Origin of the sequence: Paenibacillus canaveralius (assembly GCF_047238265.1) — a bacterium.
Lineage (GTDB): Bacteria > Bacillota > Bacilli > Paenibacillales > NBRC-103111 > Paenibacillus_F.
In genome coordinates this window covers 68,433-92,290 of the sequence record NZ_JBDFMM010000001.1, presented here as the reverse complement: position 1 = coordinate 92,290, position 23,858 = coordinate 68,433, and the positions used below count along the sequence as shown (strand labels likewise).

The window sequence follows — 23,858 nt, the reverse complement described above, 5'->3', positions numbered from 1 at the left end:
TCCTTTAAACAGTTGTATTCTAAATATCGGCCTGTATCGCCGAAATGTTTAGCCATTTCTCATTTTCTGGAATAAAAAGAACACAAAAAAACCATTCCGCGGATGGAATGGTTAGATATAATTTTATAAGTTCAATTAACTTATTGCCGGAATACGTGCCGCTATTTAGGTAAACGGCTGTTTACCGAAGGCTTCACGAACAGCTTCTGAAGAAAACGGATGACCGGCTTCTGACTGTTGCTGATGATCCCGATCGCTTCGGCACCCACTACAAGTACAAACAGCAGAATGACAACGATCAAAACCGTTAACCAAGCGGAATCCGTGTAGTTATTCAAAATGATAGCTACCGCACCGAACATCGCCGCGATTCCGTAAATAATCAGCACCGTGGTACGGTGGCTGAATCCCAGTTGAAGCAGGCAGTGATGCAGGTGATTCTTATCCGCTTCCGAGATCGGCTTCTTGTTAAGAAAGCGTCTCATAATAGCGAAGAAAGTATCGGACAACGGGACACCCAGAATCATGATAGGCGTCAGCAAGGAGAGAACGACGGATACTTTGAATCCGAGTATCGAGAGTGTTGCCAAGGCAAAACCGAGGAACAAGGCTCCCGAATCTCCCATAAAGATCTTGGCCGGATGAAAGTTGTAGAACAGAAATCCGGAAATGCTTCCAAGAAGAATGGTACAAAGCAAGATGACGGTAAAAGCATCGCTGAACGGTGTCAGCAGCGCCAGAACCAGAATGGTACCCGTACCGATTCCGGATACACCGGCAGACAGACCATCCAAACCGTCGATCAGGTTCACCGCGTTGGAAACGCCGACGATCCAAAGAACGGTCAGAGGCATGCTCACATAATCGGGCAAGGAGAAATGTCCGCCGAACGGCACGTTGAATTCGTTGATCTTCAAGCCGCACGCCACTACGATACAGGCCGCAACGAATTGTCCGAGAAGCTTCCATCTGGGAGAAAGCTCGAAACGGTCATCCAGAGCGCCGGTAAGCACAATAACAAATCCCCCGAGCACCAACGCCAGTGCCGCGTTTCCGTTAACATCGGAAAGGGCCGGTGAAATGACAAAGTATGCTCCGACAAAAGCCAAGAAAATCGCAACTCCACCCATACGCGCCATGATTCTCGTATGTACCTTACGGTGATTCGGTTTATCAATGGCGCCTACCCAGAAGGCAAAACGTTTGACCAGCGGGGTCAACAACAGTGCAAACAGGCAGGATACAACAAAGCCCAGCACATATAATCCATACATAATCGGTTTTTTCAACCCCTCTTGTCGCGAGTAACTTGTACTGCCGACAAAATTATACTGCTACTTTATAAACATTACCAGTCCTATTTTACACCTAAACAGACGGACAACGCCAATTTTCAATGGTTTTCATCGGTTTTTAACACATTTTCTTTGTCGCGAATCACTTTCCACGCAAATTTGGGCAAAGCCAGCATGCGTCCGAAACGGGACGGCTCCTGAAGCAGGCGGTAAAACCACTCCAGCTTAAGCTTTTGAAAAATTTTGGGTGCACGCTTCAGCTTGCCCGCCAAAACGTCGAAGCTTCCGCCTACGCCCATTATAACAGGAACGTCCAGGTCCCGCTTGTATTTCGCAATCCAAGGCTCCTGCGTCGAGGAAGAACGGCCGACGAGAAGGATGTCCGGCTGCAGCTGCCGTATGCTGTCCACAACCTGCCGGTCTTCCGCTTCTCCGAAATATCCGTCCCTGTACCCGACGATATCAATGAGAGGATATTCACGGGCCAGCTTAGCCGCAGCCGTCTGGATCGTTTCCTGAGTAGTGCCCAGCAGATAAACTTTCCATCTGCGGGGCTCTCCGGTTCTCATCAGCTCATGAATGAGATCGATGCCCGGAACGCGCTCGGCGACAGGCTGTCCGACATAGCCGGCGGCCCAAACCAGTCCGGCTCCGTCCGGGACAATCAGCTCCGCTCTGCGCATCATCTCCATATAGGCCGGGTCCTCAAGGGCCGACATGATCATAATCGGGTTGGCGGTTATAATCTGATGCGGAATGCGGGACTCGATTGCCCCCGTCAAATAGGCGACGGTATCCTTCATATTCATTTTCGAAACGGGAACGCCGTAGATCCGGACAATCGGCACGCTTGCGTTTGCATTAGCAGTCATTGGTCTTCATCCCTCTTAACGGTAAAATTGCATGATTTGTTGCGCCGGCAGCTGCGCCTCTTTTTTAAGCCGGTCGATGGCCGCTTGCTTGCCGTCCGCCCACTCGCGGCGGCCGTCCAGCAGCCGGCCGATCTCGGCGGCTACCGCCGCGGCGTCGAAGCTCTGCGTCGATGCCGCCGCCTTCATTCCGAGCCGGGCGAGGAATTGGTCGATCTTCGGGTCGTAGGACACGCCGACCATGGGCACGAACTGCGAGGCGGCATAGATCAGCGAATGCAGTCTCATGCCGACGAGCACGTCGCAGGCGCTCACCTCGGCGAGCATGTCCTGCGGATGCGTGACGCCGCGCACGATGCGGACGTCCCCGCCTTCTCCCGCGGAAGAGAGACGCTCCGCCACATAGGCGGAAGCTTCCTCGTCCGAAGGGAGATGGAACGGCAGAAGCCGCACCTCGACGCGGCGTCTGTCCATCACGGCGCGCAGCGCCTCGGCGAGCGCGTCCAGCTCGGATCGGTCCGCGTTCCAGAAGCGGACGGAAACGCCCACGACGGGAACGCGGGCGGTTTCGCCCCCGGTGCCGGCAGCGCCGGCTTTGCCGGAGGCTGCCTCCCCGCGCAGCGGGAGGCCCATGACCGGGTCCGGCACTACGCTGACCGAAGCGGCCGGTACGCCCATGCGTCCGATCAGATCCGCGGATTCCTGGTCGCGGACCGTGATCATGGCGCACTTTTTGAAAGTGGACCGGATCCAGGAAAAGAAGCGCGGGTTGTTCACCGGACCGATCCCCTGCGAATAAATAAAGGTCGGCTTGCGCATCCACTGGGCCAGCTTAAGGACAAGCAGATAATAAGGAATCGTGCGGGAGCTAGTCGCATCCTGCAGCAGACTTCCCCCGCCGCTGATCAGACCGTCGGACGATTTGATTGCCCGGAACAGATCCGGTACTTTCATCCGGTGGCAGGCCTCCACTCCATACATTTCGCGTGTACGCTGGGGATTGGCTGATAGCACGACAGGTTGGATCCGAACGCCCGCCGTCTCCCCCTGTTCTTTTAGCGCAAAAAGAATGGATTGCAGAACGGCCTCGTCACCGCTGTTGTCAAAACCGTAATAGCCCGAAACAACTAACCGTTTGCTCTTGTGCGCGACTTCGCGGCCCATGCTTTCCAACTCCTTGATGCAATTTCCCAGACGGCGATCAGTACGAGTCCGATCATGGCGCCGAATACGATTCCATACGTGATACGGATACCCGAGATCTCAAGCGGCGTATGCAAATGCGCGAATGTATCCACGATAGACAGCTGTCCGACAACACCGATCAGCAGAAGATAGACCGCGTTCCGGTATTTGACCGCCAGATAAGCTCCGAGCAGGAATAGCGGATGCGCCAGCAAAAATTCTTTGGTCCGCGGACGGACACCCAGCGTATTTTCCAAGAAGGAACGGAAGTAACGCTCGAAAGCGGAAGCTTGTCCTTCATTGCCCGTACGCGACAGGTAGTAGAAGATAACTCCGGCTGCCGCGGCTGCCGCGACAATCCAAAGCACGCTGACGTTTGTGAAAAGGAGCTTTTTCACGCGTTCTCCGCGTTCCCGGTAGTTTAAGGTTTCCCGGAAGAACAGCAGGTAGAGACCGACGATGGCGATCGGCAGCAAGTGCAGAAGGCTCACACCGCGGAACTGCTGGAGTACCAGGAAGTACGAAATGTGGTTGAGCAAAGCAACCAGGTAAACGACTCCGATTAAGGAGATCAGTGTCGTTTTAATGAGCTGCCACAAGGCATAAAGCACGGCTGATTTCGCCTTCGCGGCCCGTCCCGATTGAACGGAGCGGATCGCCTCGATCACCGCGATGCTCGGGGCCGATATCGCACAAGCGAGCGCGAGTCCCTGGGCGTAAAGATCCGGCGATTTAAAATACAGTCCCGCCGCGCCCAACAAGCCGATAACGAACAGCGCCAGTACGGCTTCGGGAACGAAGTAGCCGATCAACAGTACAATCAGGCTAACTCCACCGATCAGGGTAAAGAATCGGGCTACGTTCTGATAGGCGTTGTACTTATAGTCGAACTGCTTGGCCGGTTCTACTTTGAATCCGGCATCCTCGATCCGTTTGATTGCCCCGTCTTTGCCGTTCAAGCTCTCGTACAAGCCATCCAGCGGAGTGAGGATCGCAGCCTTGTCCAAGTTTTTAACGGCACGTCCGTTCAGGAAGATCATCCGGATGTTCCGGTCTTTAACCGCCAGCACAAAACGGTCGGCCGTTTGTTGAATACGGGCTTCCTGATCTTCTTTGGTCAAGTTTTCCGTCAGTTTCTCTCCGTCTTTCTCCGTGAAAGAGTGCAGGCGGACGACGTTATAGTCGGTATCTTTGGCCAGAGAGCCAAAGCCTTTTTGCGGCTGTTTCAGCATTTCGATATTGGCCAGGCCCATATCGTACTTTTTCAGCAGAATCCCCATCTTGTGGAGAGTAACTTGCTCGGGATCGTCCGAGTATCCCGGGGCATAATCTCCGTCAATGATGACACGACGGGTACCCAATTTGTATAGTTTCGCCAGCATCGCATCCATCTCGTTCGTGACGAATTCACGTTTGTTGCCGAGACGCACCACGATACGGAAGCCCTCATCTTTCATCATTTGAAGCGTAATCGGATCGGGATCCATCGGCTTCATGTTAGCTTCTTCCATGTTCATTTCGATAATCATGCCCGACTGGTTTTTGAAGCTCCACGGGCTTGTTTTAATACCGAGCTTGTTAAAAGCCGTCTCGATCATCGGTTTAATCTGGGACTCCGATGCCGGGTCGGTGAACAGGATATACGTGAAATTTTCGTTCGGCGAGATCGGCTTTTGCGTAAGGGAGGTTGCATCCTTGGAGGAGAACACTTCAATACGACGGCTCAATCTCAATTCGGAAAGCGTCGATTCGTACACGGCAAGCGATCCGATGCCGGCTTTTTTCATCGCCTGAAGCTGTTCCGATACAAATCCTTGCGGATTCGGCCGCATATCGGCCATCTCCAATAAGTCGCGATAATCAAACACAAACTCCACTTGATTTGCGGACTTCTCCGTCTGTTCGCGGAAGAAGGCAAGCGGCAGGGAAGCCAGAAGGCCAATAATGACAAGCCACCATAAAAGCTTGCGCAGCATCCGGTTAGCCGCAGTATACCTGTGTACCAATCTGTTCAACTCCGTTTCTTGAATCATGCGTCATTTGTACCCGAAAACCTCTCGGCCCCGGCAACGTAAGGATGCAGGGGCCTTGGTGAGGTTCGGTTAGTTACTGCTCTACTCTGCCGAGAACGAAGCGCACAAGACCATCCAGCTGCTTCGCCGCCTCGTCGCCCGTCGTTCCTTTTACCGCAAAGTAGAATTTGATCTTCGGTTCCGTTCCTGAAGGACGGAGGCAGAACCAAGAGCCGTCTTTGAGCTTGAATTTCAATACGTTTTCTTTAGGAAGCCCGTTGATGCCGCGGCTGTAGTCTTCTACTTCCGCAACCTCGACGCCCTCGATAGAAGCAGGCGGGTTGTTTCTCCAGTCTTCCATCATCCGGCCGATCTGCTCCACGCCGTCTTTACCTTTAAGCGTTTTGGATTCCAGCTTCTCCAGGAAAAAGCCGTGCTGACGGTAAAGATTCTGCAGAACGTCGTAAAGCGTTTTGCCTTGGCTCTTGTAATAAGCAGCCGCTTCACAAATCAGCATGGCCGCTACAACCGCGTCTTTATCCCGGGCGTATGTTCCCGCCAGGTAGCCGTAGCTCTCTTCATACCCGAACAAGAATTGGTGCTCTCCGGTCGATTCGAACTCGGTCATTTTCTCCCCGATGTACTTGAATCCCGTCAGGGTGTTAAGTACCTTCGCCCCGTAGCTTTCCGCGATAACGGCTCCCATCTCGCTCGTTACGATGGTTTTGATCACGACGCCGTTAGCAGGCAGCTCTCCGCGTTCTTTTAGAGATCCCAACAAATAATTGACGATTATGGCGCCCGATTGGTTTCCCGTGAGTACGAAATATTCGCCTTTATCGTCTTTGACCACTGCGCCCATACGGTCGGCATCCGGATCCGTCCCCACGATGATATCGGCGTCCCACTCCTTGGCGTCTCTCAGGGCAAGCGTGAAAGCTTCGCGCTCTTCCGGGTTAGGCGATTTGACCGTGGAGAAATTGCTGTCGGGCTGCTCCTGCTCCTTCACGACGCGCACCTGCTCGAAACCGATGCGTTTCAGAGCTTCGCGAACCGGTTTGTTGCCCGTCCCGTGCAGCGGGGTGTATACGATGCGGAAGTCTCCGCTCGTTTGCTTGATAACGTCCGGATGCTGGCTCACGGATGTAACGGCCGCATAGTATTTCTCGTCCAACTCTGCGCCCAGCCATTCCAGCAGTCCCTTCTCTTCGGCTTCGGAGCGGGAGACTTTGCGGACGCTGTCGAATCCCTCGATCTTCTGGATGTTCGCAAGCACCTGTTCGGCATCATGCGGCACCAGTTGGCCTCCGTCGGCCCCATATACCTTATACCCGTTATATTCCGGAGGGTTGTGGCTGGCCGTTACAACGATACCGGCGGAAGCTTTCAACTCACGTACGGCAAAAGAAAGCTCGGGTGTCGGACGCAGTGCCTCGAACACGTATGCTTTCACTCCGTTGCCCGCAAGAACAAGCGCAGCTTCCAAGGCAAATTCCGGCGACTGGTGGCGAGAGTCATACGCGATGACAACGGAAGGCTGCGCCCCGCCGTTTTTCAAGGCGAATTCCGCAAGAGCCTGCGTAGCCTTTCCTACCGTGTATAAGTTCATCCGGTTCGTACCCGCGCCGATTACGCCGCGAAGACCTCCGGTTCCGAATTCAAGATCCTTGTAGAAACGGTCTTCGATCTCTTTGTCCTGCCCTGCAATGGATTGAAGCTCTTTTTTCGTTTCTTCGTCAATAGACGGGTCCTGCAACCATTTTTCATAAAGATTCTGTACACGAGTCATCGTTCATCGTCCCCTTATTAAAATGATAGGATCTTTTTATTTGTTTAGGCGTTTGCCAGGGCAAACATGATTTCACCTTCGGCTACCAGTTCTTCTCCGACTTTAGCGGTTGCCTGGCCTTTGCCTATGGTACCCTTCAAACGGGTGATTTTCACTTCCAGCGTCAGCGTGTCACCAGGAGTTACCTGTCTGCGGAATCTGAACCCATCCACACCGGCCAGCAGACCGATTTTCCCGCGGTTGGCTTCCACATTCAAAATCGCAAACGCTCCGACCTGTGCGAGTGCCTCCAAAATAAGAACGCCCGGCATAACCGGATAGCCCGGAAAATGTCCCTGGAAAAAGGGTTCGTTCGCCGTTACGTTTTTGAGGCCCACGGCACGGACGCCGTCCTCTACCTCCAAAATGCGGTCTACCAGCAAAAAGGGGTAGCGGTGCGGGATAATCTCCTGAATCTGCTTGTTGTCCAACATTACAATCTTGCTCCTTCCGACGCTTTCCGTTTGTATATTTTGGTTTGAAACAACTCACACTAACCCTATCCCTTCACGGCTGCAGAAGTGAAGGTTGATATAAGGGAGCGTATTTTACGGCCATCGAAATGGACGTGGAATATGCTCTTTTTTTGCTTCCCTATCCTTTATAAACAATTTTTCGAGGTTCGAACAAGGTCTTTATGACCCTTTTTTTACCGGGCTTGTTTCCTCCGTGCTTATTTGCCGCGTTTTCCGGTTGGCCGCATAGAACTGGGCCACGTAAATAATGGAAGTGACGAAGGAAAACAAGATGACGGCCGCCAGGTATCCCGTTGCATAAGGAACGTGAAAGAGGATAAGCAGGACAGCCAGGTAATACAGAACCGTCGTCAGCTTGCCCATCGCATTGGCCGGAAGCGTTCGCTTGCCGCGGAAATGAAAAAAAGCCGACCCTGCGATCATGCCGATATCCCGGATGAAAAAAGCTGCTGCGGCCAGCCAGGGGATCATCCCGGAGCTGAGCAGGGAGATGATAACCGCGATCATCATCAATTTATCCGCAAGCGGATCGAGCATAATGCCCATCTGGGTAACCAGATTCCGCTTGCGCGCGATATATCCGTCTGCAATATCAGTTATGCCCGCTAGGACGACAACGAGAAAAGCCAGTTTCGTATAGCCTGCATAGAAAATGTACAGATAGACGGGAATTAGAAAAAAACGGCTTATGGTAAGCAGATTCGGTAAATTCAATCGTCTCTCCCTTTCTACGGCTAAAGCTGGAACAGGCGCGATTCCTCTCATTTTCATTGGTTTCCATTATACCGTTTCTCCGGGCAAAAAGAAAACTCCCTTGCGGGAGCCCACGCTCAGTCTGCAAACACCAAATCGAAGAGATGTTTCCAGGTGCTGATTCTGAATATGTCTAAAGTCGGCTGACCGCCGATGCCTGAATATCCGATCCAAAGCCCGATGATCAAGGCTCCCAAAAAAATGAGCGGAACGCGCAGTTTCTTCAGAACGCGAAGCGTCCCGGCGGACCCGGAAGTCTTTTCCGGCTTAACAGCGTCCGGTTCTTTAGCCTGCGTAGATGATGATGCTTCCGTCTCCTTGCTCTCTTCTTCCATGGACACGAGAATCGCCCCTCCTTCACGCATTAGCCGCGCAAGTTGTTAGCGAGCCCCATCATCGTATCCGCCGAGGAGATTGCTCTTGAATTCAATTGGAAGGCACGCTGAATCATAACAAGTTCGGACATCTCCTGCTGCAGATCCACGTTGGACTGCTCAAGGAAGCCCTGCTTGACGGTCACGCCGTCCGTATTGACATCGAAAACGTTGTTCTGCGCCACGTTCGCCGGCAGACGGAAGTAGTTTCCGTCGGCTTCGCCGAGCAGCTGCGGATTAATGACTTTGACCAGCTTAATCTGGCCGACTTGCCTGCCCGTACTCGCCGGATTGGCTTCGTTGTACACGACTACACGCCCCTGCTCGTCCACGCGGACGCGGCTGTTCTGCAGGGTCGGGTCGGCCGGATCGACCGCAATCTCAATCGGCTGGTTGCTGACCGTATCCTTCACGAAGTAGCCGTCTTTGGTCGCCAGCCCCATGGCTTTGGTTACAGCGCCCGTAGCCGGGTCCACTTTGTTGTACGCGCTCAGCTTCAAAGCTCCGTCACGGGTCCAAGCCGGCGTGTTGGAACCGGGAATGGTCACCTCGAAGAGACCGTCCCCTTCAATAGCCAGATCGTACGGTTCATCCGTCGGTTTCAAGCTGCCCTGCGTCATAATATTCTGCAGGCCGACCAGCTTGGCGCCCCAGCCCTGAGGCAGCCCGAGAGAAGTCATCCGTCCGGTTTTCATAAAACCCTGCGGCTGATTCATCGTGTTCGTCAGAACATTTTCGAAGCTAGCTTCCTTCTTTTTGTATCCGACGGTGTTGACGTTCGCCATGTTGTTCGCCAATACATCCAGCTTCTGCTGCAGGCCCTGCATCGTAACCGATGCGTTAATAATCGAGTTGTTCATTGTGATCTCCTCCAAGCTTTCCGGAGAAAGCCGCTTCGAAAGCATTCCCTGAGAGGGATTTTATCATGCCTGCTGTTTATACCCGGCCTACGTCATTGACAAGCTTGTCCATACTGCGGTCGTAGAACTGAACCATCTTCTGGTTGGCTTCATAAGCCCGGGCCGCCGTCGTCATATCGACCATCGCTTGAGTCGGATCCACGTTGGAACGTTCGACAAAACCTTTGCGGACCTCAACCTGGTCTCCTGCCGCCAGTGCCACAACTTGTCCCTCGTCATTAGGGCCTACCGTGAAAAGGCCGTTGCCTTCCGGAAGGAGCACATTCGGATTCTGTACCTTCATTACAAGCGGAATGGGCGGATTAGCCGGATCGTAACGGACCGTCTGGCCGTTAGCCGCCACTAAACGGTAACCGTCCGCGTTCGCCACGAAGCCTTCCGCATCGACCGTGAATTTACCGTTGCGCGTATAATGCCGTTCCCCCGCAACCTGCGGATTCTCGACCACAAACAGCGCTTCCGGCTGGTATACGACGGTACCGTCCGGTCCGACAGCCTTGCCGCCGTTATCGAACCTCAAACCGTTTACCTGAATATCGGAAACAAGCGCATAATCAAGCGGATTTCCCGTCTGCTGAAGCGGACCCTGTGCCATAAGCCTGGCGGTTTCCTCGGCAAATACGCCCGTATTCATTCTGCCCACATTTACTACTGTTCCGTCACCGGCTTCTCCTCCGCGAATACGCGAAATAAGAACCTCAGGAAAGGAACGTGCCGAAGTGGATTCCTGTTTGAAGCCCGGTGTATTGAGATTGGCAATGTTGTTCGTCACGGTATCGTGTTTACGCTGCTGCATGGTCAAGCCGGATGCCGCCGTGTATAATCCCCTAAGCATGAGTCACCTCTATACGAATTTTCGTTTGGTCACTTTGTCCAAGTTGTCGAGCATGATGCCCGTACCTTTGACGACGCAGTGCATCGGGTCTTCCGCAATCAGAACGGGAACCTTAAGCTCGTCCGCCAGAAGCTGATCCAGACCGTGAAGCATGGCACCGCCACCTGTCAAAATAACCCCTCTATCTATTATATCGGCAGAAAGTTCCGGAGGTGTACGTTCCAATACACTTTTTGCGGCAGTTACGATAGAAGAAATCGGATCCCACAGTGCTTCCTGCACTTCACCGGAGCGGATCGTGATCGTTAAAGGAAGACCGGACACCATGTCCCGGCCGCGGATATCCATCTCATTCGGAGCGCTGTCGGCTTGTACCGTACCGATTTGGACCTTGATGTCTTCGGAGGTGCGTTCGCCGATCAGCAATTTGTATTTGTTCTTGATGTACTTGGTAATCGCCGTATCAAATTTATCGCCGGCGATCTTAATGGAGGAAGAGGTGACGACATCACCCATGGATAACACGGCCACGTCCGTCGTCCCTCCACCGATATCAACGACCATGTTGCCGCTCGGCTGGTAAATGTCCATTCCGGCGCCGATTGCAGCGGCTTTCGGTTCTTCTTCCATAAACACTTCGCGTGCGCCGCTGCGTTCAGCCGCTTCCCGAATCGCTTTTTGTTCCACAGAAGTAATGTTGGTAGGCGCGCAGATGAGGATACGAGGATGTGAGTACCAGCTTTTGCCCCCAACTTTGGAAATAAAGTGTTTCAACATCGCTTCAGTAATTTCAAAATCGGCGATTACACCTTCGCGGAGCGGACGAATAGCCACAATGTTACCGGGGGTACGTCCTACCATTCTCCTGGCTTCCTCACCGACTGCGAGAACGCGTTTTGTATCGCTTTCGATCGCCACAACCGAGGGCTCATCGAGCACTACGCCGCGTCCTTTCACATGTATCAAGACGTTCGCAGTGCCCAAGTCGATTCCGATATCCTTACTTAACATGAAAAATAATCCTCCCTAAACTAACCGTCCATCCCCATAAACTGAAGCGGTGCTTCGAATAGTATACATATTTTTCATTATAAGCTAATTTCGCAGAAAAAAACAGAAATTCCTCTTTTTTCGGGACAATTTCGACAATTTTCCGGAAGGAAGGGCGGGCTTGGGAGTCAGGATTTAACCGTAACAAGCGGTTCAGCGGATTTGACAGGTTTAGTCTTGCGGTATTTGATTTTGGTCGCTTCCCCTCCCCTAAGATGGCGGATCGATTTGTGGTATTCGAGGATCGTTTTGACCTGGTTGGCCAGCTCCGGGTTGATTTCCGGCAGTCTCTCCGTCAAATCCTTGTGCACCGTGCTTTTGGAAACGCCAAACTCCTTCGCTATGGTGCGAACCGTATTTCTCGTCTCAACGATGCAAGTTCCGATCTTAATGGTTCGCTCTTTGATGTAATCGTGCACTCCCCTCGCCTCCCTACTCGGATAGTTTGGTACATTATATGAGGGGTAGGGCCTAATATTCTTTGTTTCCGCCGCTGACAAGCTATTTCCGTCCATTTATTTTGACGGACAAGGTGAACGCTTGTCCTCCGGACGCTCTTCGTATGCAAGCAAAAAAAGACGGATAGGGTTTTTCCCCTATCCGCCGATATTTTAAAGATTTATTGCGGTTTGAATTCCGGAAGCAGCTGTTCCGGCAGTTCGGCCGTGCCGTCTTCCGCTTTTCGCACTTCGAAGTGAAGGTGGACGCCCTGGTCCTTCTCCAGTTCGTTGCGGCCGGCTTTCGCGATAACATCGCCTTGCTTAACGGCGGCGCCTTTGGCAACTTTAATTTCACCCAGACTTTGATAAACCGTTACAAGCCCGTTGTCATGCGTAATCTCGACCAGATTGCCCACGACCGGATTTTTGTCCACGGCGGTTACTTTGCCGCTGAGTGCCGCGCTTACGTCAAAAGCCTGCTTGTCTGCGCTAACCAGATCGACACCAACGTGAGGGGTAATCGTATCCCCGTATTCGATCATCGCCGCTTGCTTGGCTTCATTGCTGCCTTTGCTGTCGTAGGACGGAAGCGAAATCGTGACTTGGCTGCGGTCTTTTACCGGCCATTGGATGCTTTCGGCTTTGGCACCTACGGGAACGGCGTTGTCTTTGTTAGCCGTTTCACCAGCAGGTTTATCGGATTGAACGGAATCAGCCGGCGTATTCGTGGCAACCGGTTTCTTAACCGCATCCTGATAGACCCACATTAAGGTTAAGATAATTGCCGCTGCCGCTACATAAGTTGCCGGGAAAACCCACTTTTTGGCCAAAAATCTCTTCCATGCGGAGTTAGGGACATTTGCTGCTCCCGTTACAGTTTGGGGAGCTTCTTCCTTGTTCTGAAACTCTTGTTTACCATCTCTCATATGGTTATCACCTCAATAACCATTGTTGACACGTTTGAGAGTTTTATACATTTGCCCGGAAGAAATTCTAGCAGGTCTTACTTTTGAGTTTTCTTGTTCAGTAGAGTGGAAGCGGAAGTCAGCTTTGCTCCGGGATAATAATAAGCGGTGATTTCCTCGGCTTTCTTCCCTTCTTTAGCCATTCCGTTCGCTCCCCACTGGCTCATCCCGACTCCGTGTCCGTATCCTTTTACCGTGAACGTCCAATCCGTTCCGCTCAAAGCCGCTTCAAAATCGGTAGAGTTGAGGCCCAGTTTCTCTCTTATTTCTTTTCCCGTAAATGTTTTGCCCGCTATCATGGCGGTCTTCACCCGCTTGGATCCTGTCCGTTCCAGAACTTTTACGCTGCCTGAGTTTAAGGAAGACGAAGCCGGAAGCCCCATCTTTTGAAGAATGTCTTTATAAGAAAGAGTTATCGTTTGTTTGAATTTGGGTGAAAGCTTCTCATCCCACGGACTGCCGACCGACTTCAGATATGGAACTTCGGATCCCCAGACATTACGGACATCCTCCGTATACCCGTTGGAAGTGGAGAAAAACGTGGCCTGAATCGGCTTCCCCTCGTAGGTAAGAATGAGACCGGCCGTGGCCTTTACGGCAGCATCGACCTTTTTGCTGTTCGACTCATAGGCGGTGCCTGTCCATTGTTTCCTAAGCTGGTCATCGGTCAGATAGGCTTGATGCTGGATTGTGTCCGTGACCCAGGCTTCCTTGACGGGGACGTTGCTGAAATCTTCCGCTAAAATCCGGCGTACGATATAGGTACGGGCCGCGATCGCCTGGGCTTTGAGCGCCTCTTCCGAAAACTCCGCGGGCATTTCCGCCGCCACTACCCCTTTTACATACTGCTCCAAGCTTACCGTCTGAATTTGCTTCTGCTTGGACAGGTAGACCGGAACCATTACCATGCCGGCGGATGAAGCGACTGCTTCGGTATCCGCAGCATCCGCAAAACCGTCCTTCTGCTGGTTGACGACCAGGGCGGGCAGCAGCACGGTAACCAGCAGCAAACCCGAAACCGCAATGCCCGTCCAAAGCAGCGCCGGCTGTTTGAGCTTTGAACGTCTCTTAAACTTCATAGATGGCCTCCGCAAATGTTCCGTTCCGTATCTGAAATGTAGAGAATGGCAGCCGAGAACCGCTCTTTAAGGAAGGGCAGCCTAAATCCGCTGTCGGCAGATGGCCCATTCTTCCTCTTTCTGCGGAACGGGATTACTCTCATCTTATGAAGGCATTTGCTAGATTAGAACGAAAACCGGCCCCCCGATAGGAGAGCCGGTTTTCATCTTATATCTGATTCAATCCGTTAACGGATTATGAAAGTACAGGTGCTTAAGCCCAAGTAGGCTGAACGGCGAACAGTCCGATTTCTTGCGGTATCTCCTGCTCTTCTTCCTGCGGGACGACCCGTTGAATATCGGCGCCCACCGAACGGAGCGCGGAGGTAATATCCACGTATCCCCGGTCAATGTGGTGAAGCCCGGTAATCTCGGTCTCTCCCTCGGCTACAAGAGCGGCCAGAATCAAAGCGGCACCCGCGCGGAGGTCGGTTGCGCACACTTTGGCGCCTTTGAGCTTATTGCTCCCGCTCACGACAGCCGTACGGCCGTCGACTTTGATCGAAGCGTTCATGAGCATAAATTCATCCACGTGCATGAACCGGTTCTCGAATACCGTCTCGGTAACCAGGCTCGTGCCGTCCGCAACCAGCTGGAGCGCCATCATCTGAGACTGCATATCCGTCGGAAACCCGGGATAAGGCAGTGTCTTGATATCGGCCGCGCGCAGAGGTTTATCGGCTCGGACGAGAATACCGTTCTCATCCTCTTCCACGTGCACGCCCATCTCCTGCAGCTTGGAAATCACGGGGCGCAGGTGATCGCCGATGGCTCCTTCCACGTACAATTCACTGCGTGTAATCGCAGCGGCGATCATATAAGTACCCGCTTCGATGCGGTCCGGTATGACGCTATGTACCGCGCCCTTCATTTTTTCCACGCCTTCAATGCGGATGACACCCGTACCGGCACCCCGGACAATTGCGCCCATCGCATTCAAGTAGTTGGCCAGGTCGACGATTTCGGGCTCTTTCGCCGCGTTTTCAATAATCGTCGTGCCCTCGGCCAGAGTAGCGGCCATCATGATGTTCTCGGTCGCGCCTACACTGGCGACGTCGAGATAGATTTTCGCGCCTTTGAGACGCTTATCCACTCTGGCTTCGATGTAGCCCTGGCCCAGCTCGATCTCCGCTCCCATGGCTTCAAAGCCTTTCAGGTGCTGATCGATCGGACGCGTGCCGATGGCACAACCTCCCGGCAGGGAGATACGGGCTTTGCCCATGCGGGCCAAAAGAGGTCCCATCACGAGAAAAGAAGCCCGCATTTTACGAACGAGCTCGTATGAAGCTTCGTACGTCTCGATCGTTTGAGCGTTTACTTTCACACTCTGGTTATGGTAGCTGAACTGCAGGCCCAGGCTTCTAAGTACTTTGTTAATTACAAGTACATCGTCAAGCGGAGGAGCGTCATGTATGACACTTTCTCCTTCCGCAGCCAAAATTGATGCCGCAATGATGGGCAGTACAGCGTTTTTGGCGCCGTTAACTTTAATCTTGCCGGCTAATTTACGGCCACCGCGGACGATAATTTTGCTCATCTCGGTCCCTCCGCGTCTTAATTTATCGTTCTGATCGGGTAAAACGTGACTGTCTGTCTATGTCGTCATGAACACACCATTCATACAGTTCGAAATGGGGTCTGGGTTTGGCGCCGTTGTACTACCATTGTTTACAAGTCTAAGCGATGTTATTCGACAAAATGTCAAAAAATTCCGTTTAATCCTACAGACCATTCCAGATACTTCAAGAAAAAACTGGCTACCAGGTAGCCGAGTCCGATGGACATAAACACTTGCAGCATCTTGGCTGCCGGACTGCGCGGCTGCTTCAGCAGCACGTCGAACCGGAACTGCTGGAGTGCCCACCACGACAGTCCCACGGCGGCTAAATACACAACAATATTGATCAGGGGCATTTGCGGAACAACAGTTGTCAGTTCTTCCATATTCGACATGTTTCTACCTCTTCCTCCCGAAAACATTCGAGAACCGGGACAAAAGGGCTGCAAACTCGGCCCGGGTCGCCTGGTTGTCAGGGTGATAAGTCCCATCCGGGAAACCCCGGATCCAGCCGTCCGCGGACATTTGCTTCAAAATGCCAACGCCCCAATACCGGTCGTTAACATCCAGGAAAGGAGAACGCCCCCGGTATTTGCCTGCCATTCGCATCGTATTCGCAATCACTTGCGTCATTTCCATCCGGGTCAGAGGCTGATCCGGCCGGAAATGCCCATCCTCATATCCGTCCATGTAACCGGCCATTGTTGTCCTTGCAATGGAATCATAGGCCCAGTGGCTGCTGCTGAGGTCCGGATAGTTGGCCGCCCTGCTCTTCTCCAAGCGGAATCCGTTCGCCAGCATTACAGCGGCCTGTGCGCGGGTGATCGGCAGGTCAGGGTAAAATTTGTAGCTCCCGTCTCCGTCGATAACATGCCTGCTGGCCAGGTCTGCGACTGCCTTCTCGGCCCAGTGTCCGTGAATATCGGAAAATCCGGCAACGAGAGGCTGTGCGGCCGCATTCAGCTGATACATCTGCTGGTTAGCGGCCCTGTCACTCTGCAGCTTGATATAATACAAGCCTGCCGGCAAGCGTCTGTCGAGAACGAGATTCTCGGCAGATCCTTCGCTGCTCTTGCTGTCGAGTTGCTTCAGAGTCTGATCGTACAGCGTAAACGTCACGTCGCATCCCCGTTGCAGAGAGCCGAGCTTCAGCTGCATCAGACTTTCCTGCTCCAGCCGGAATTGGAACCAATCCAAATCAGAAGAACTCTCTATAACGCCGGGATGATCGGCTTGCAGTGTCAGTGTCGTAGCCTGGTAAGGCTTATTATTGGGTTCGTTCGGGTCAATCAGCTTAGGTGTATAATCAACCGACAGCGTGTATTCTCCCATCACCGGCTGCGTATTGTCCTTCACATTGCTGATCCGGATATAATAATCGCCTGGCGTGACATTCATAAGAGGAGACGCCTCGGTCGCTCCTTCTCCAAACTGGTCAAAAGTTGTCGATTTTTCTCCCTTTTTCTGAATCAATACTACCGGGTCTATTCTAGCGGTATCCACGGAAGTTTTCAAGCGGAGAGTGCCGGATTTCTTAAAAGAAATCACAAACCAATCCTGATCGTTCTCCTGATGAAACGTGCCCTTCACAATCTGGCTTCTCGCAGGCAGGGAAGTCGCCTTATACTGATGATCGTTATCTTCAAAAGCGTCCTGATAAATCTGGAAATCGGTCTGCAGCGTATACAGGACAGCTCCCGCTTTGCCCGGATCCAGAAGACTTGCCGCGATTCTGCTCTTTCCCTTCTGAACAGGCAGAGTGACAACCGGATTCTGAGGGTCCGTGGTGAAAACCTCTTCTGCCTCTTTATTATCCCGAAAGTACCGAATAGAAACAGGACTACCGTCACTTGTTTTTAAGACAAGCTTCACAAAACCGTCGTAAGGACTATCCAGTGTAAACCAATCGGTATCTTTTCCGGAGCTGAAATCCGCATGGATGAGCGTGTGCACAGGAAGCATAGGCGCATGCTCCGAATCGTCGTTCGGCTCGAAACGGTCGCTCAGCAAAGGCTCCTTCAGCAGGCGGTCCGCCCGCAGGAGCCCGAAGCCTGTCGTCGCATCCCAGCCCGGCGATTCCAGATCGTCCGCCGTCTGCTTGATGAGCTCCCTGAGCTGCCAAGGCTCCAGATAAGGGGCGCGGCCCCATAACAGCGCCGCGGCTCCCGCCACCTGCGGAGCGGCCATCGACGTGCCTTCCTTGCTCTCGTATCCCCCGCCTTTGGCGGTGGTGTACACCTGCCAAGGCGCCACGAGATCAAGATCCGGTCCGTAATTCGACCGGTCGTCCGCGTGGCGCGCGGAGGTCATGCCGCCCACCCCGAGCACCGTCGGGTACGCGGCGGGATATTTCACGCTGCCGCCTTCGTTGCCGGTGGCGGCTACGAGAAGCACGCCGCGCTCCTCGGCGTAGCGGACCGTGCCGGCCATGAAGCTTGAATATTTATTCAAGCCCAGCGAGAGCACGACGATCTTGGCCCCGTGATCGACGGCATACCGGATGCCTTCGCCAAGCTTCGTCTCGCCGCCCGTACCGTCCGCTTCCAACGCCTTGATCGGCATAATTTTGGCGTTGGGCGCGATGCCGGCTATGCCTTTGTCGTTGTTCATCCTGGCGGCGATAATCCCCGCCACATTCGTACCGTGGCCGTTGTCATCCTGGGGCTTCTCCTGCGGATTAAGCAGATTCGCCCCCGGGACGAGCCTGCCTTCCAGATCGGGATGGGTCAGGTCAACGCCCGTATCCACGACCGCCACGATGACAGGCCCGTCGCTGTCGCCCGCCTGTGCCCAGGCTTCATCCATATGTATGTCATCCAGATAGGTTTGTTTCACCCGCAAAGGATCGCTGGAAACCGGATACGCCTGTACGTTCGATATACCGACGGTCCACACGAGCAGTACAATCCCGAGCCATCCATACATCCATTTATATCGAAATTTTCGGTTCATTTGGAGAGTCCTCTTTCGGTCTTTTTAAAAAAATAAGTAGTCCGGATCGATTCGCGCCGTCTGTCTGCCCATGAAAACAATAAAAATAAGCCTCTCCACTGCCTAAACAGCGGAGAAGCTTATATTATATCAAATTTATGACAGGATTAGGAGGTCCCTAGTCAAACTGAATATCCGGTCGATATAAGCGAGCAGATACCCCGGAATAAGTCCGAGCAATACCGTTAGACCCGCACACAACCATAAGGTGATTCCCAAGGGAACCGGAACGCGTACGGGCCGGTCTTCAAGATCGGCGCGCATGAACATTTGCCGGATAATGCCGAAATAGTAATAGAACGAAACGACGCTCGTAATCATCATAACGGCACCGAGCCAGTATAAATGCGCCTGCATCGCGCCGAACAGCAAATATAATTTCCCAAAAAATCCCGCGGAAACCGGAATCCCCGCCAATGACAGAAGCAGGAGGAGAGCCGCCGCAGACGTCCAGGGGGCACGGTAATAAAGTCCGGCAAACCCTTTAATCTCCTCGTCTCCGGTCGATTTTTCTATAATCAGAAGGAGGGCGAAGGCTCCGATATTCATCAACATGTAGGCGATCAGATAAAAGAAAAACTTGGAAAAGTTATCCACTTGTACCAGATTGATATGGACAGCCAAAGGCACGAGAAGATAACCGGCATTGGCGATGCCGGAATAAGCCAGCAGCCGTTTGGCGTTTTTTTGCCGCAGCGCCACCGTGTTGCCCCAGATCATGGCTGCCGCCGCTATCACCGACAAAGCCAGGAAGATATCCTGTTGAAGCCCCTCGTCCCCAAACTGCCCCAGGGCCAGAAGCACATAGAAGACCCGGAACAAGACGGCAAAAGCCGCCCCTTTGGATATAACGGCGAGAAAAGCGGTGACCGGCGTCGGCGCTCCCTGATAGACATCCGGTGCCCAGGAATGGAAAGGCGCAGCGGCTATTTTGAAGCCGAACCCGGCCAGGAGCAGGAAGAAGGATACATACAGGAGCGGTTTGTAGCTCTCGTAGCCGGCAACGATGGCCGCCTGTATCGCCCCCATATTCGTTGTTCCCGCAATTCCGTAAAGGAAGGACATTCCGTACAAAATAACGGCGGAAGATATCCCGCCCAAAATGACGTACTTGAACGCGCCTTCGTTGGACCGGGTATTTTTCTTTTTCATGGCGACAAGCACGTAGGAAGTAATGCTCAGAAGTTCCAATCCGACGAATAGCGTGATGAGGTCGGCGGAGGAAGCCATCACCATGGCACCCAGTACAGCCGGCAGCAGGAAATAATAATATTCCCCGACGTGCGGTATTTCCCCGTCTTCCACGCTCCCGAGACTCATCAGAACGATAAGCGCGGTTCCGCCGAGGAACGCCAGTTTCAGCAAGTTTCCGAAATCATCTATACGGTAACTTTCGTTAAGGAGCACGATTGCCTGTTCGGGATTAAGCTGGGCGATAACCAAGACGATAGAGACCGCAATGCCCGTAAGCGAGAGCCAGCCGATCCATTTACGGTTGACCGCCTTCGGCAGAAACAGGTCGAGCACCGACAGCAGGATAGCCGTGATAACGAGTGTTATTTCCGGGAGCAGATGCGTTAAATCCTGTACATGAATTCGTATCGGTTCCACGTTCTACCCCCCTATCTTCCCAGCTAAGCTGTTAATCGTCTGATGGAATCCGTTTACCGTCTGCTGCAGAGGCTCGCTCAGTATTCCCGGATATACGCCGAGCAGAAGAATGAAAGCGACCAGCGCAATCATCGGCACCGCTTCTACAAAACGGGCATCCGGCAGTCCCGTGAACCGTTCCGGCAGCGGGCCGTGAGTTATTTTCATAACCCCCCGCAGAACATAAGCGGCCGTCAGGATAATGCCGACTGCACCTATAATCGCCAGAACCCGGGCCGTACCGAACAAACCGATAAACGCCAGCAGTTCGCTCACGAAACCTGAGAGCCCGGGCAGCCCAAGGGAAGCAAGCCCTCCCACAAGCAGAATAGCGCTAAGAAACGGCATGGATTTTGCCAGTCCGCCCAGCTTGCCGAGCTCCGTCGTGGAGGTCCTTTCGTAAATACTTCCGACGAGCAGGAACATGAGAGCGGAGATCAGGCCGTGAGAAACGAGCTGGAAAATCGCCCCCTGCATACCGATCGGATTAAAGGCCGCCAGCCCCAGCAGGACAATGCCCATGTGACTGATACTGGAATAAGCGAGCACTAGCCTGAACTCGTTTTGGACAAAAGCCAGCAGGGCCCCGTACAGAATGTTGATGACGCCCAGCAGGGCAAGCACCCACGCCCAATCCTGCGCTTGGGCCGGGAAAAGCAGAATCCCGAAGCGGATAAGTCCGTAAGCGCCCATTTTCAGTAAAATACCGGAGTGAATCATCACCACGGGAGGCGGAGCCTCCGTATGCACCTTGAGCATCCAGGTGTGGAACGGAAAGATCGGCAGCTTGATGCCGAAAGCGACGAGCAGCATGATCAGCAGGACTGTTTTCATGCCCCCGCTCAGGAAAAACGGGTTTTCCGCCCGGGGATCGGGCGACGCCTGATTCACCAGGGCTGCCGGGTCCTGCAGCAGATTGTGCACAATCGTCTGGATATCACCGCTGTAGAAAACGGTCAGCTGATTGCCTGCAATCTGCTGTGAAATTCCCGCCGTCGTGACGAGAATAACGAAGGCGATGAGCATGATAGCCGAGCCGAGTCCGTTGTAAATCAGGAAGCGGCTCGCTGCCTTTTCGCGGTCCAAGCCGCCCCAGATTCCGATCAGGAAAAACATCGGAACGAGGGTGATTTCGAAAAAGAGGAAGAACAGGAACAGGTCCTGGGACGTAAACACGCCGAAGACGCCGACTTCGAGCAACAGCAGCCAGATCGAATAAGCCTTCCACCTTTTTTTGATATAAACCGAGGCCAAGGCGGCCATTGTGAACACCAACGCGGTAAGGAAAACGAGCGGCATCGACAATCCGTCGACGGCCAGATGATATTGAACGGTCCAGTAGAAGCTGGCGAGGCCTTCGACCCCCTCTTTGTTGAGGGGGATGCGAATCCAGTCCAGCTGCTCCTTGAACTGCATCCCCGCCGCTCCGTTGGAATAGGCCGCATACAGCCATACGCTGAGCAGAAGCGGGATTCCGGTTGCGGCCACGCATACGGCCTGGAGCGCTTTCCTGTTCTCTTTCGGCAGAAAGAGGAGGACGAGCACGCCCAGCAGCGGGGAAAACACGATCAGACTAAGCAGGCTAGCCGACATGGATAAACCTCCTTCCGGCTATAGCCAGGATGAGAACAAGCAGGCCGAGCAGGGTGATCAGACCGTAGGTCTGAACTTGGCCGTTCTGCAGCCTTGAGCCCGTTCGGCCCAGTCCGACGGCGGCAGCGGCAGCGAGCCTGACGGCACCGCCCACGATAAACGTGTCTACGGCCTGCAGCAGATATCCGATTCCCCGCAGCGGAATGACAATGACCGTCCGGTAAAGTTCGTCGATATAATATTTACGACGCACAAGATTGTACAGCCATGGAAACTTTGCGGAGAACAAGAAGCTTTCCGGCTTCCTTGCGTATAGTAGGTAACCCAGGACGAGGCCCAGAACGCCCGCTGCCGTAGAGAGAAGCATCACGCCCGCGTGAACGGCGGGTTCTTCGGTTCTACCCGTCAGCCAGTCGCCGAACCACCCGCTCCACGGGGTGTACAGAAATCCCGCAAGAGCGGCAGGAACCGCCAGCAGAAGGAGCGGAACGGTCATAGAGGCAGGAGATTCGTGAGCCTCTTGACCGCTGCGCGATTTGCCCCAGAAAACCAGGAAGAAGAGCCGGGCCATATACAAAGCCGTAAAGAAAGCCCCGGCAATGCCGACCCAGAAGAGAAGCGAATTCGTCTCGTAGGCCTGGGACAGAATCGCGTCCTTGGACCAGAAGCCGGAGAACGGTGGAATTCCGGACAAAGCCAGCGTTCCGATGGCGAACGTCCATGCCGTAATCTTCATCTTTCCCCCGACTCCGCCCATCTTGGTAATATCCTGCGTATGTACGGCATGAATGACGCTGCCCGCGCCCAGAAACAGAAGAGCTTTGAAGAACGCGTGCGTAAACAAATGGAACATGCCGGCCGTATACGTGGCGCTGACTCCAAGCGCCATCATCATATATCCGAGCTGGGATACCGTCGAATACGCAAGAATCCGTTTAATATCGTTCTGCGCCGTTCCGATGGTCGCCGCGAAAATCGCCGTAAAACCGCCTACATAAGCGACGACCTGCATGGCCGTATCCGATGCAAGGAAAACATCGAACGTACGGGCAACCAGATAAACCCCCGCAGCAACCATAGTCGCCGCATGAATAAGCGCACTGATCGGAGTGGGGCCTTCCATCGCATCGGGCAGCCAGGTATGCAGAGGAAACTGTCCCGATTTGCCCATCGCACCCACGAAGAAAAGAAGCGCGATCCAAGTGGCGGCAGAGCTTTCGACCTGACCGCTTGTAAACGCATTTTGTACCGAGTTAAAATCCAGCGCATGACCCGGCATGCTCCAGAATAGCAGCAAAATTCCGATAAACAGGCCGAAATCGCCTATTCTTGTTACAATAAACGCTTTTTTTGCGGCCGCCTTCGCTTCCGGTTTCGTATACCAGAATCCGATCAGCAGGAACGAACAGACGCCGACAAGCTCCCAAAACAGATAAAACTCCACCAGGTTAACCGAAATCACCAGTCCCAGCATCGCAAAAGAAAAGAGCGCTAGGTAGCTGAAAAACACGTGGACCCGTTCGTCTTCCTTCATATATCCGATTGAATAAATATGGACGAGCAGCGAGACGAGAGTGACAATAATGAGCATGATCGCGTTTAAATTATTGACCTCGAAACCGAGGCTCACCGATAAATCGCCGATCTGCAGCCACCGGAAACCGTCCCAGGTGTAATCCTGCACGCCCTTTCCGATTCTTTCGATGAAAATGAGAAGCGCCACGACAAACGAGACGAATATGGCGGCCGTACTCAGATACAGTCCCGTTTTTCTGGCCGACCTGCCTGAAGCGGTTATCAGTACATAGGCCAGAAGCGGAAACAACGGGATAAGCCAGGCATATTGTGAATAAACGGAAATCATATTTTTCCTTTCCTCCTTCAAGGCCATGACGTTAAACAGCTCTGCCAATCAAAGATGAGGATAGAAGCCGGGCCTTTCGCCG

The 23,858-nt window shown here is 53.3% G+C and carries 20 protein-coding genes; all 20 read right to left on the bottom strand.

Annotation, left to right across the window (positions count from 1 at the left end):
- Positions 1 to 161: 161 nt before the first annotated feature.
- Positions 162 to 1,274, bottom strand: a complete 1,113-nt coding sequence (locus ABC395_RS00455; protein ID WP_413006662.1) for a glycosyltransferase family 4 protein — start codon at positions 1,272 to 1,274, stop codon at positions 162 to 164.
- 119 nt (positions 1,275 to 1,393) lie between these two features.
- Positions 1,394 to 2,167 (bottom strand): WecB/TagA/CpsF family glycosyltransferase, encoded by a 774-nt coding sequence (locus tag ABC395_RS00450; RefSeq protein ID WP_413000134.1) that lies wholly within the window; start codon positions 2,165 to 2,167, stop codon positions 1,394 to 1,396.
- Between the two features lie 15 nt (positions 2,168 to 2,182).
- A complete protein-coding gene (csaB, locus tag ABC395_RS00445; protein WP_413000133.1) occupies positions 2,183 to 3,328 on the bottom strand; it encodes a polysaccharide pyruvyl transferase CsaB in 1,146 nt (381 codons plus the stop codon).
- On the bottom strand, positions 3,292 to 5,355 hold the full coding sequence (locus ABC395_RS00440; protein ID WP_413000132.1) for a DUF5693 family protein: 2,064 nt from the start codon (positions 5,353 to 5,355) through the stop codon (positions 3,292 to 3,294). Before ABC395_RS00440 ends, csaB begins: the two co-directional genes overlap by 37 nt.
- A 100-nt stretch (positions 5,356 to 5,455) precedes the next feature.
- Positions 5,456 to 7,150, bottom strand: a complete 1,695-nt coding sequence (locus tag ABC395_RS00435; RefSeq protein WP_413000131.1) for a phospho-sugar mutase — start codon at positions 7,148 to 7,150, stop codon at positions 5,456 to 5,458.
- A 44-nt stretch (positions 7,151 to 7,194) separates the two neighbouring features.
- A complete protein-coding gene (gene fabZ / locus ABC395_RS00430; protein ID WP_009677001.1) occupies positions 7,195 to 7,623 on the bottom strand; it encodes a 3-hydroxyacyl-ACP dehydratase FabZ in 429 nt (142 codons plus the stop codon).
- Positions 7,624 to 7,824: 201 nt separating this feature from the next.
- Positions 7,825 to 8,379: a CDP-alcohol phosphatidyltransferase family protein gene (locus ABC395_RS00425; protein ID WP_413000130.1), complete on the bottom strand. Its 555-nt coding sequence runs from the start codon at positions 8,377 to 8,379 to the stop codon at positions 7,825 to 7,827.
- A gap of 116 nt (positions 8,380 to 8,495) precedes the next feature.
- Entirely contained in the window at positions 8,496 to 8,753 is a 258-nt protein-coding gene (locus ABC395_RS00420; RefSeq protein ID WP_413006661.1) for a DNA-directed RNA polymerase subunit beta, read from the bottom strand.
- A 29-nt stretch (positions 8,754 to 8,782) separates the two neighbouring features.
- Positions 8,783 to 9,652, bottom strand: a complete 870-nt coding sequence (locus ABC395_RS00415; protein WP_413000129.1) for a flagellar hook-basal body protein — start codon at positions 9,650 to 9,652, stop codon at positions 8,783 to 8,785.
- 76 nt (positions 9,653 to 9,728) lie between these two features.
- The gene (locus ABC395_RS00410; protein WP_413000128.1) at positions 9,729 to 10,547 is read right to left on the bottom strand and encodes a flagellar hook-basal body protein; all 819 of its coding nucleotides are present in this window, start codon (positions 10,545 to 10,547) and stop codon (positions 9,729 to 9,731) included.
- A 9-nt stretch (positions 10,548 to 10,556) separates the two neighbouring features.
- Complete coding sequence (gene mreB / locus ABC395_RS00405; RefSeq protein ID WP_413000127.1) at positions 10,557 to 11,558, bottom strand: rod shape-determining protein; 1,002 nt, start codon at positions 11,556 to 11,558, stop codon at positions 10,557 to 10,559.
- 167 nt (positions 11,559 to 11,725) lie between these two features.
- Positions 11,726 to 12,016, bottom strand: a complete 291-nt coding sequence (gene spoIIID / locus ABC395_RS00400; protein WP_009676986.1) for a sporulation transcriptional regulator SpoIIID — start codon at positions 12,014 to 12,016, stop codon at positions 11,726 to 11,728.
- Between the two features lie 200 nt (positions 12,017 to 12,216).
- Positions 12,217 to 12,963, bottom strand: coding sequence for a M23 family metallopeptidase (locus ABC395_RS00395; protein WP_103996903.1), 747 nt, complete (start codon positions 12,961 to 12,963; stop codon positions 12,217 to 12,219).
- Between the two features lie 77 nt (positions 12,964 to 13,040).
- Complete coding sequence (spoIID, locus tag ABC395_RS00390; RefSeq protein ID WP_413000126.1) at positions 13,041 to 14,081, bottom strand: stage II sporulation protein D; 1,041 nt, start codon at positions 14,079 to 14,081, stop codon at positions 13,041 to 13,043.
- A gap of 253 nt (positions 14,082 to 14,334) precedes the next feature.
- Positions 14,335 to 15,657, bottom strand: coding sequence for a UDP-N-acetylglucosamine 1-carboxyvinyltransferase (murA, locus tag ABC395_RS00385; RefSeq protein WP_413000125.1), 1,323 nt, complete (start codon positions 15,655 to 15,657; stop codon positions 14,335 to 14,337).
- A gap of 164 nt (positions 15,658 to 15,821) precedes the next feature.
- Complete coding sequence (locus ABC395_RS00380) at positions 15,822 to 16,073, bottom strand: DUF1146 family protein (protein ID WP_009677070.1); 252 nt, start codon at positions 16,071 to 16,073, stop codon at positions 15,822 to 15,824.
- A 4-nt stretch (positions 16,074 to 16,077) separates the two neighbouring features.
- Positions 16,078 to 18,630: a S8 family serine peptidase gene (locus ABC395_RS00375; RefSeq protein ID WP_413000124.1), complete on the bottom strand. Its 2,553-nt coding sequence runs from the start codon at positions 18,628 to 18,630 to the stop codon at positions 16,078 to 16,080.
- A gap of 135 nt (positions 18,631 to 18,765) precedes the next feature.
- Positions 18,766 to 20,280: an NADH-quinone oxidoreductase subunit N gene (locus ABC395_RS00370; protein WP_413000123.1), complete on the bottom strand. Its 1,515-nt coding sequence runs from the start codon at positions 20,278 to 20,280 to the stop codon at positions 18,766 to 18,768.
- A gap of 3 nt (positions 20,281 to 20,283) precedes the next feature.
- On the bottom strand, positions 20,284 to 21,912 hold the full coding sequence (locus ABC395_RS00365) for a complex I subunit 4 family protein (RefSeq protein WP_413000122.1): 1,629 nt from the start codon (positions 21,910 to 21,912) through the stop codon (positions 20,284 to 20,286).
- A complete protein-coding gene (gene nuoL / locus ABC395_RS00360) occupies positions 21,902 to 23,776 on the bottom strand; it encodes an NADH-quinone oxidoreductase subunit L (protein WP_413000121.1) in 1,875 nt (624 codons plus the stop codon). Before nuoL ends, ABC395_RS00365 begins: the two co-directional genes overlap by 11 nt.
- Between the last annotated feature and the right edge of the window lie 82 nt (positions 23,777 to 23,858).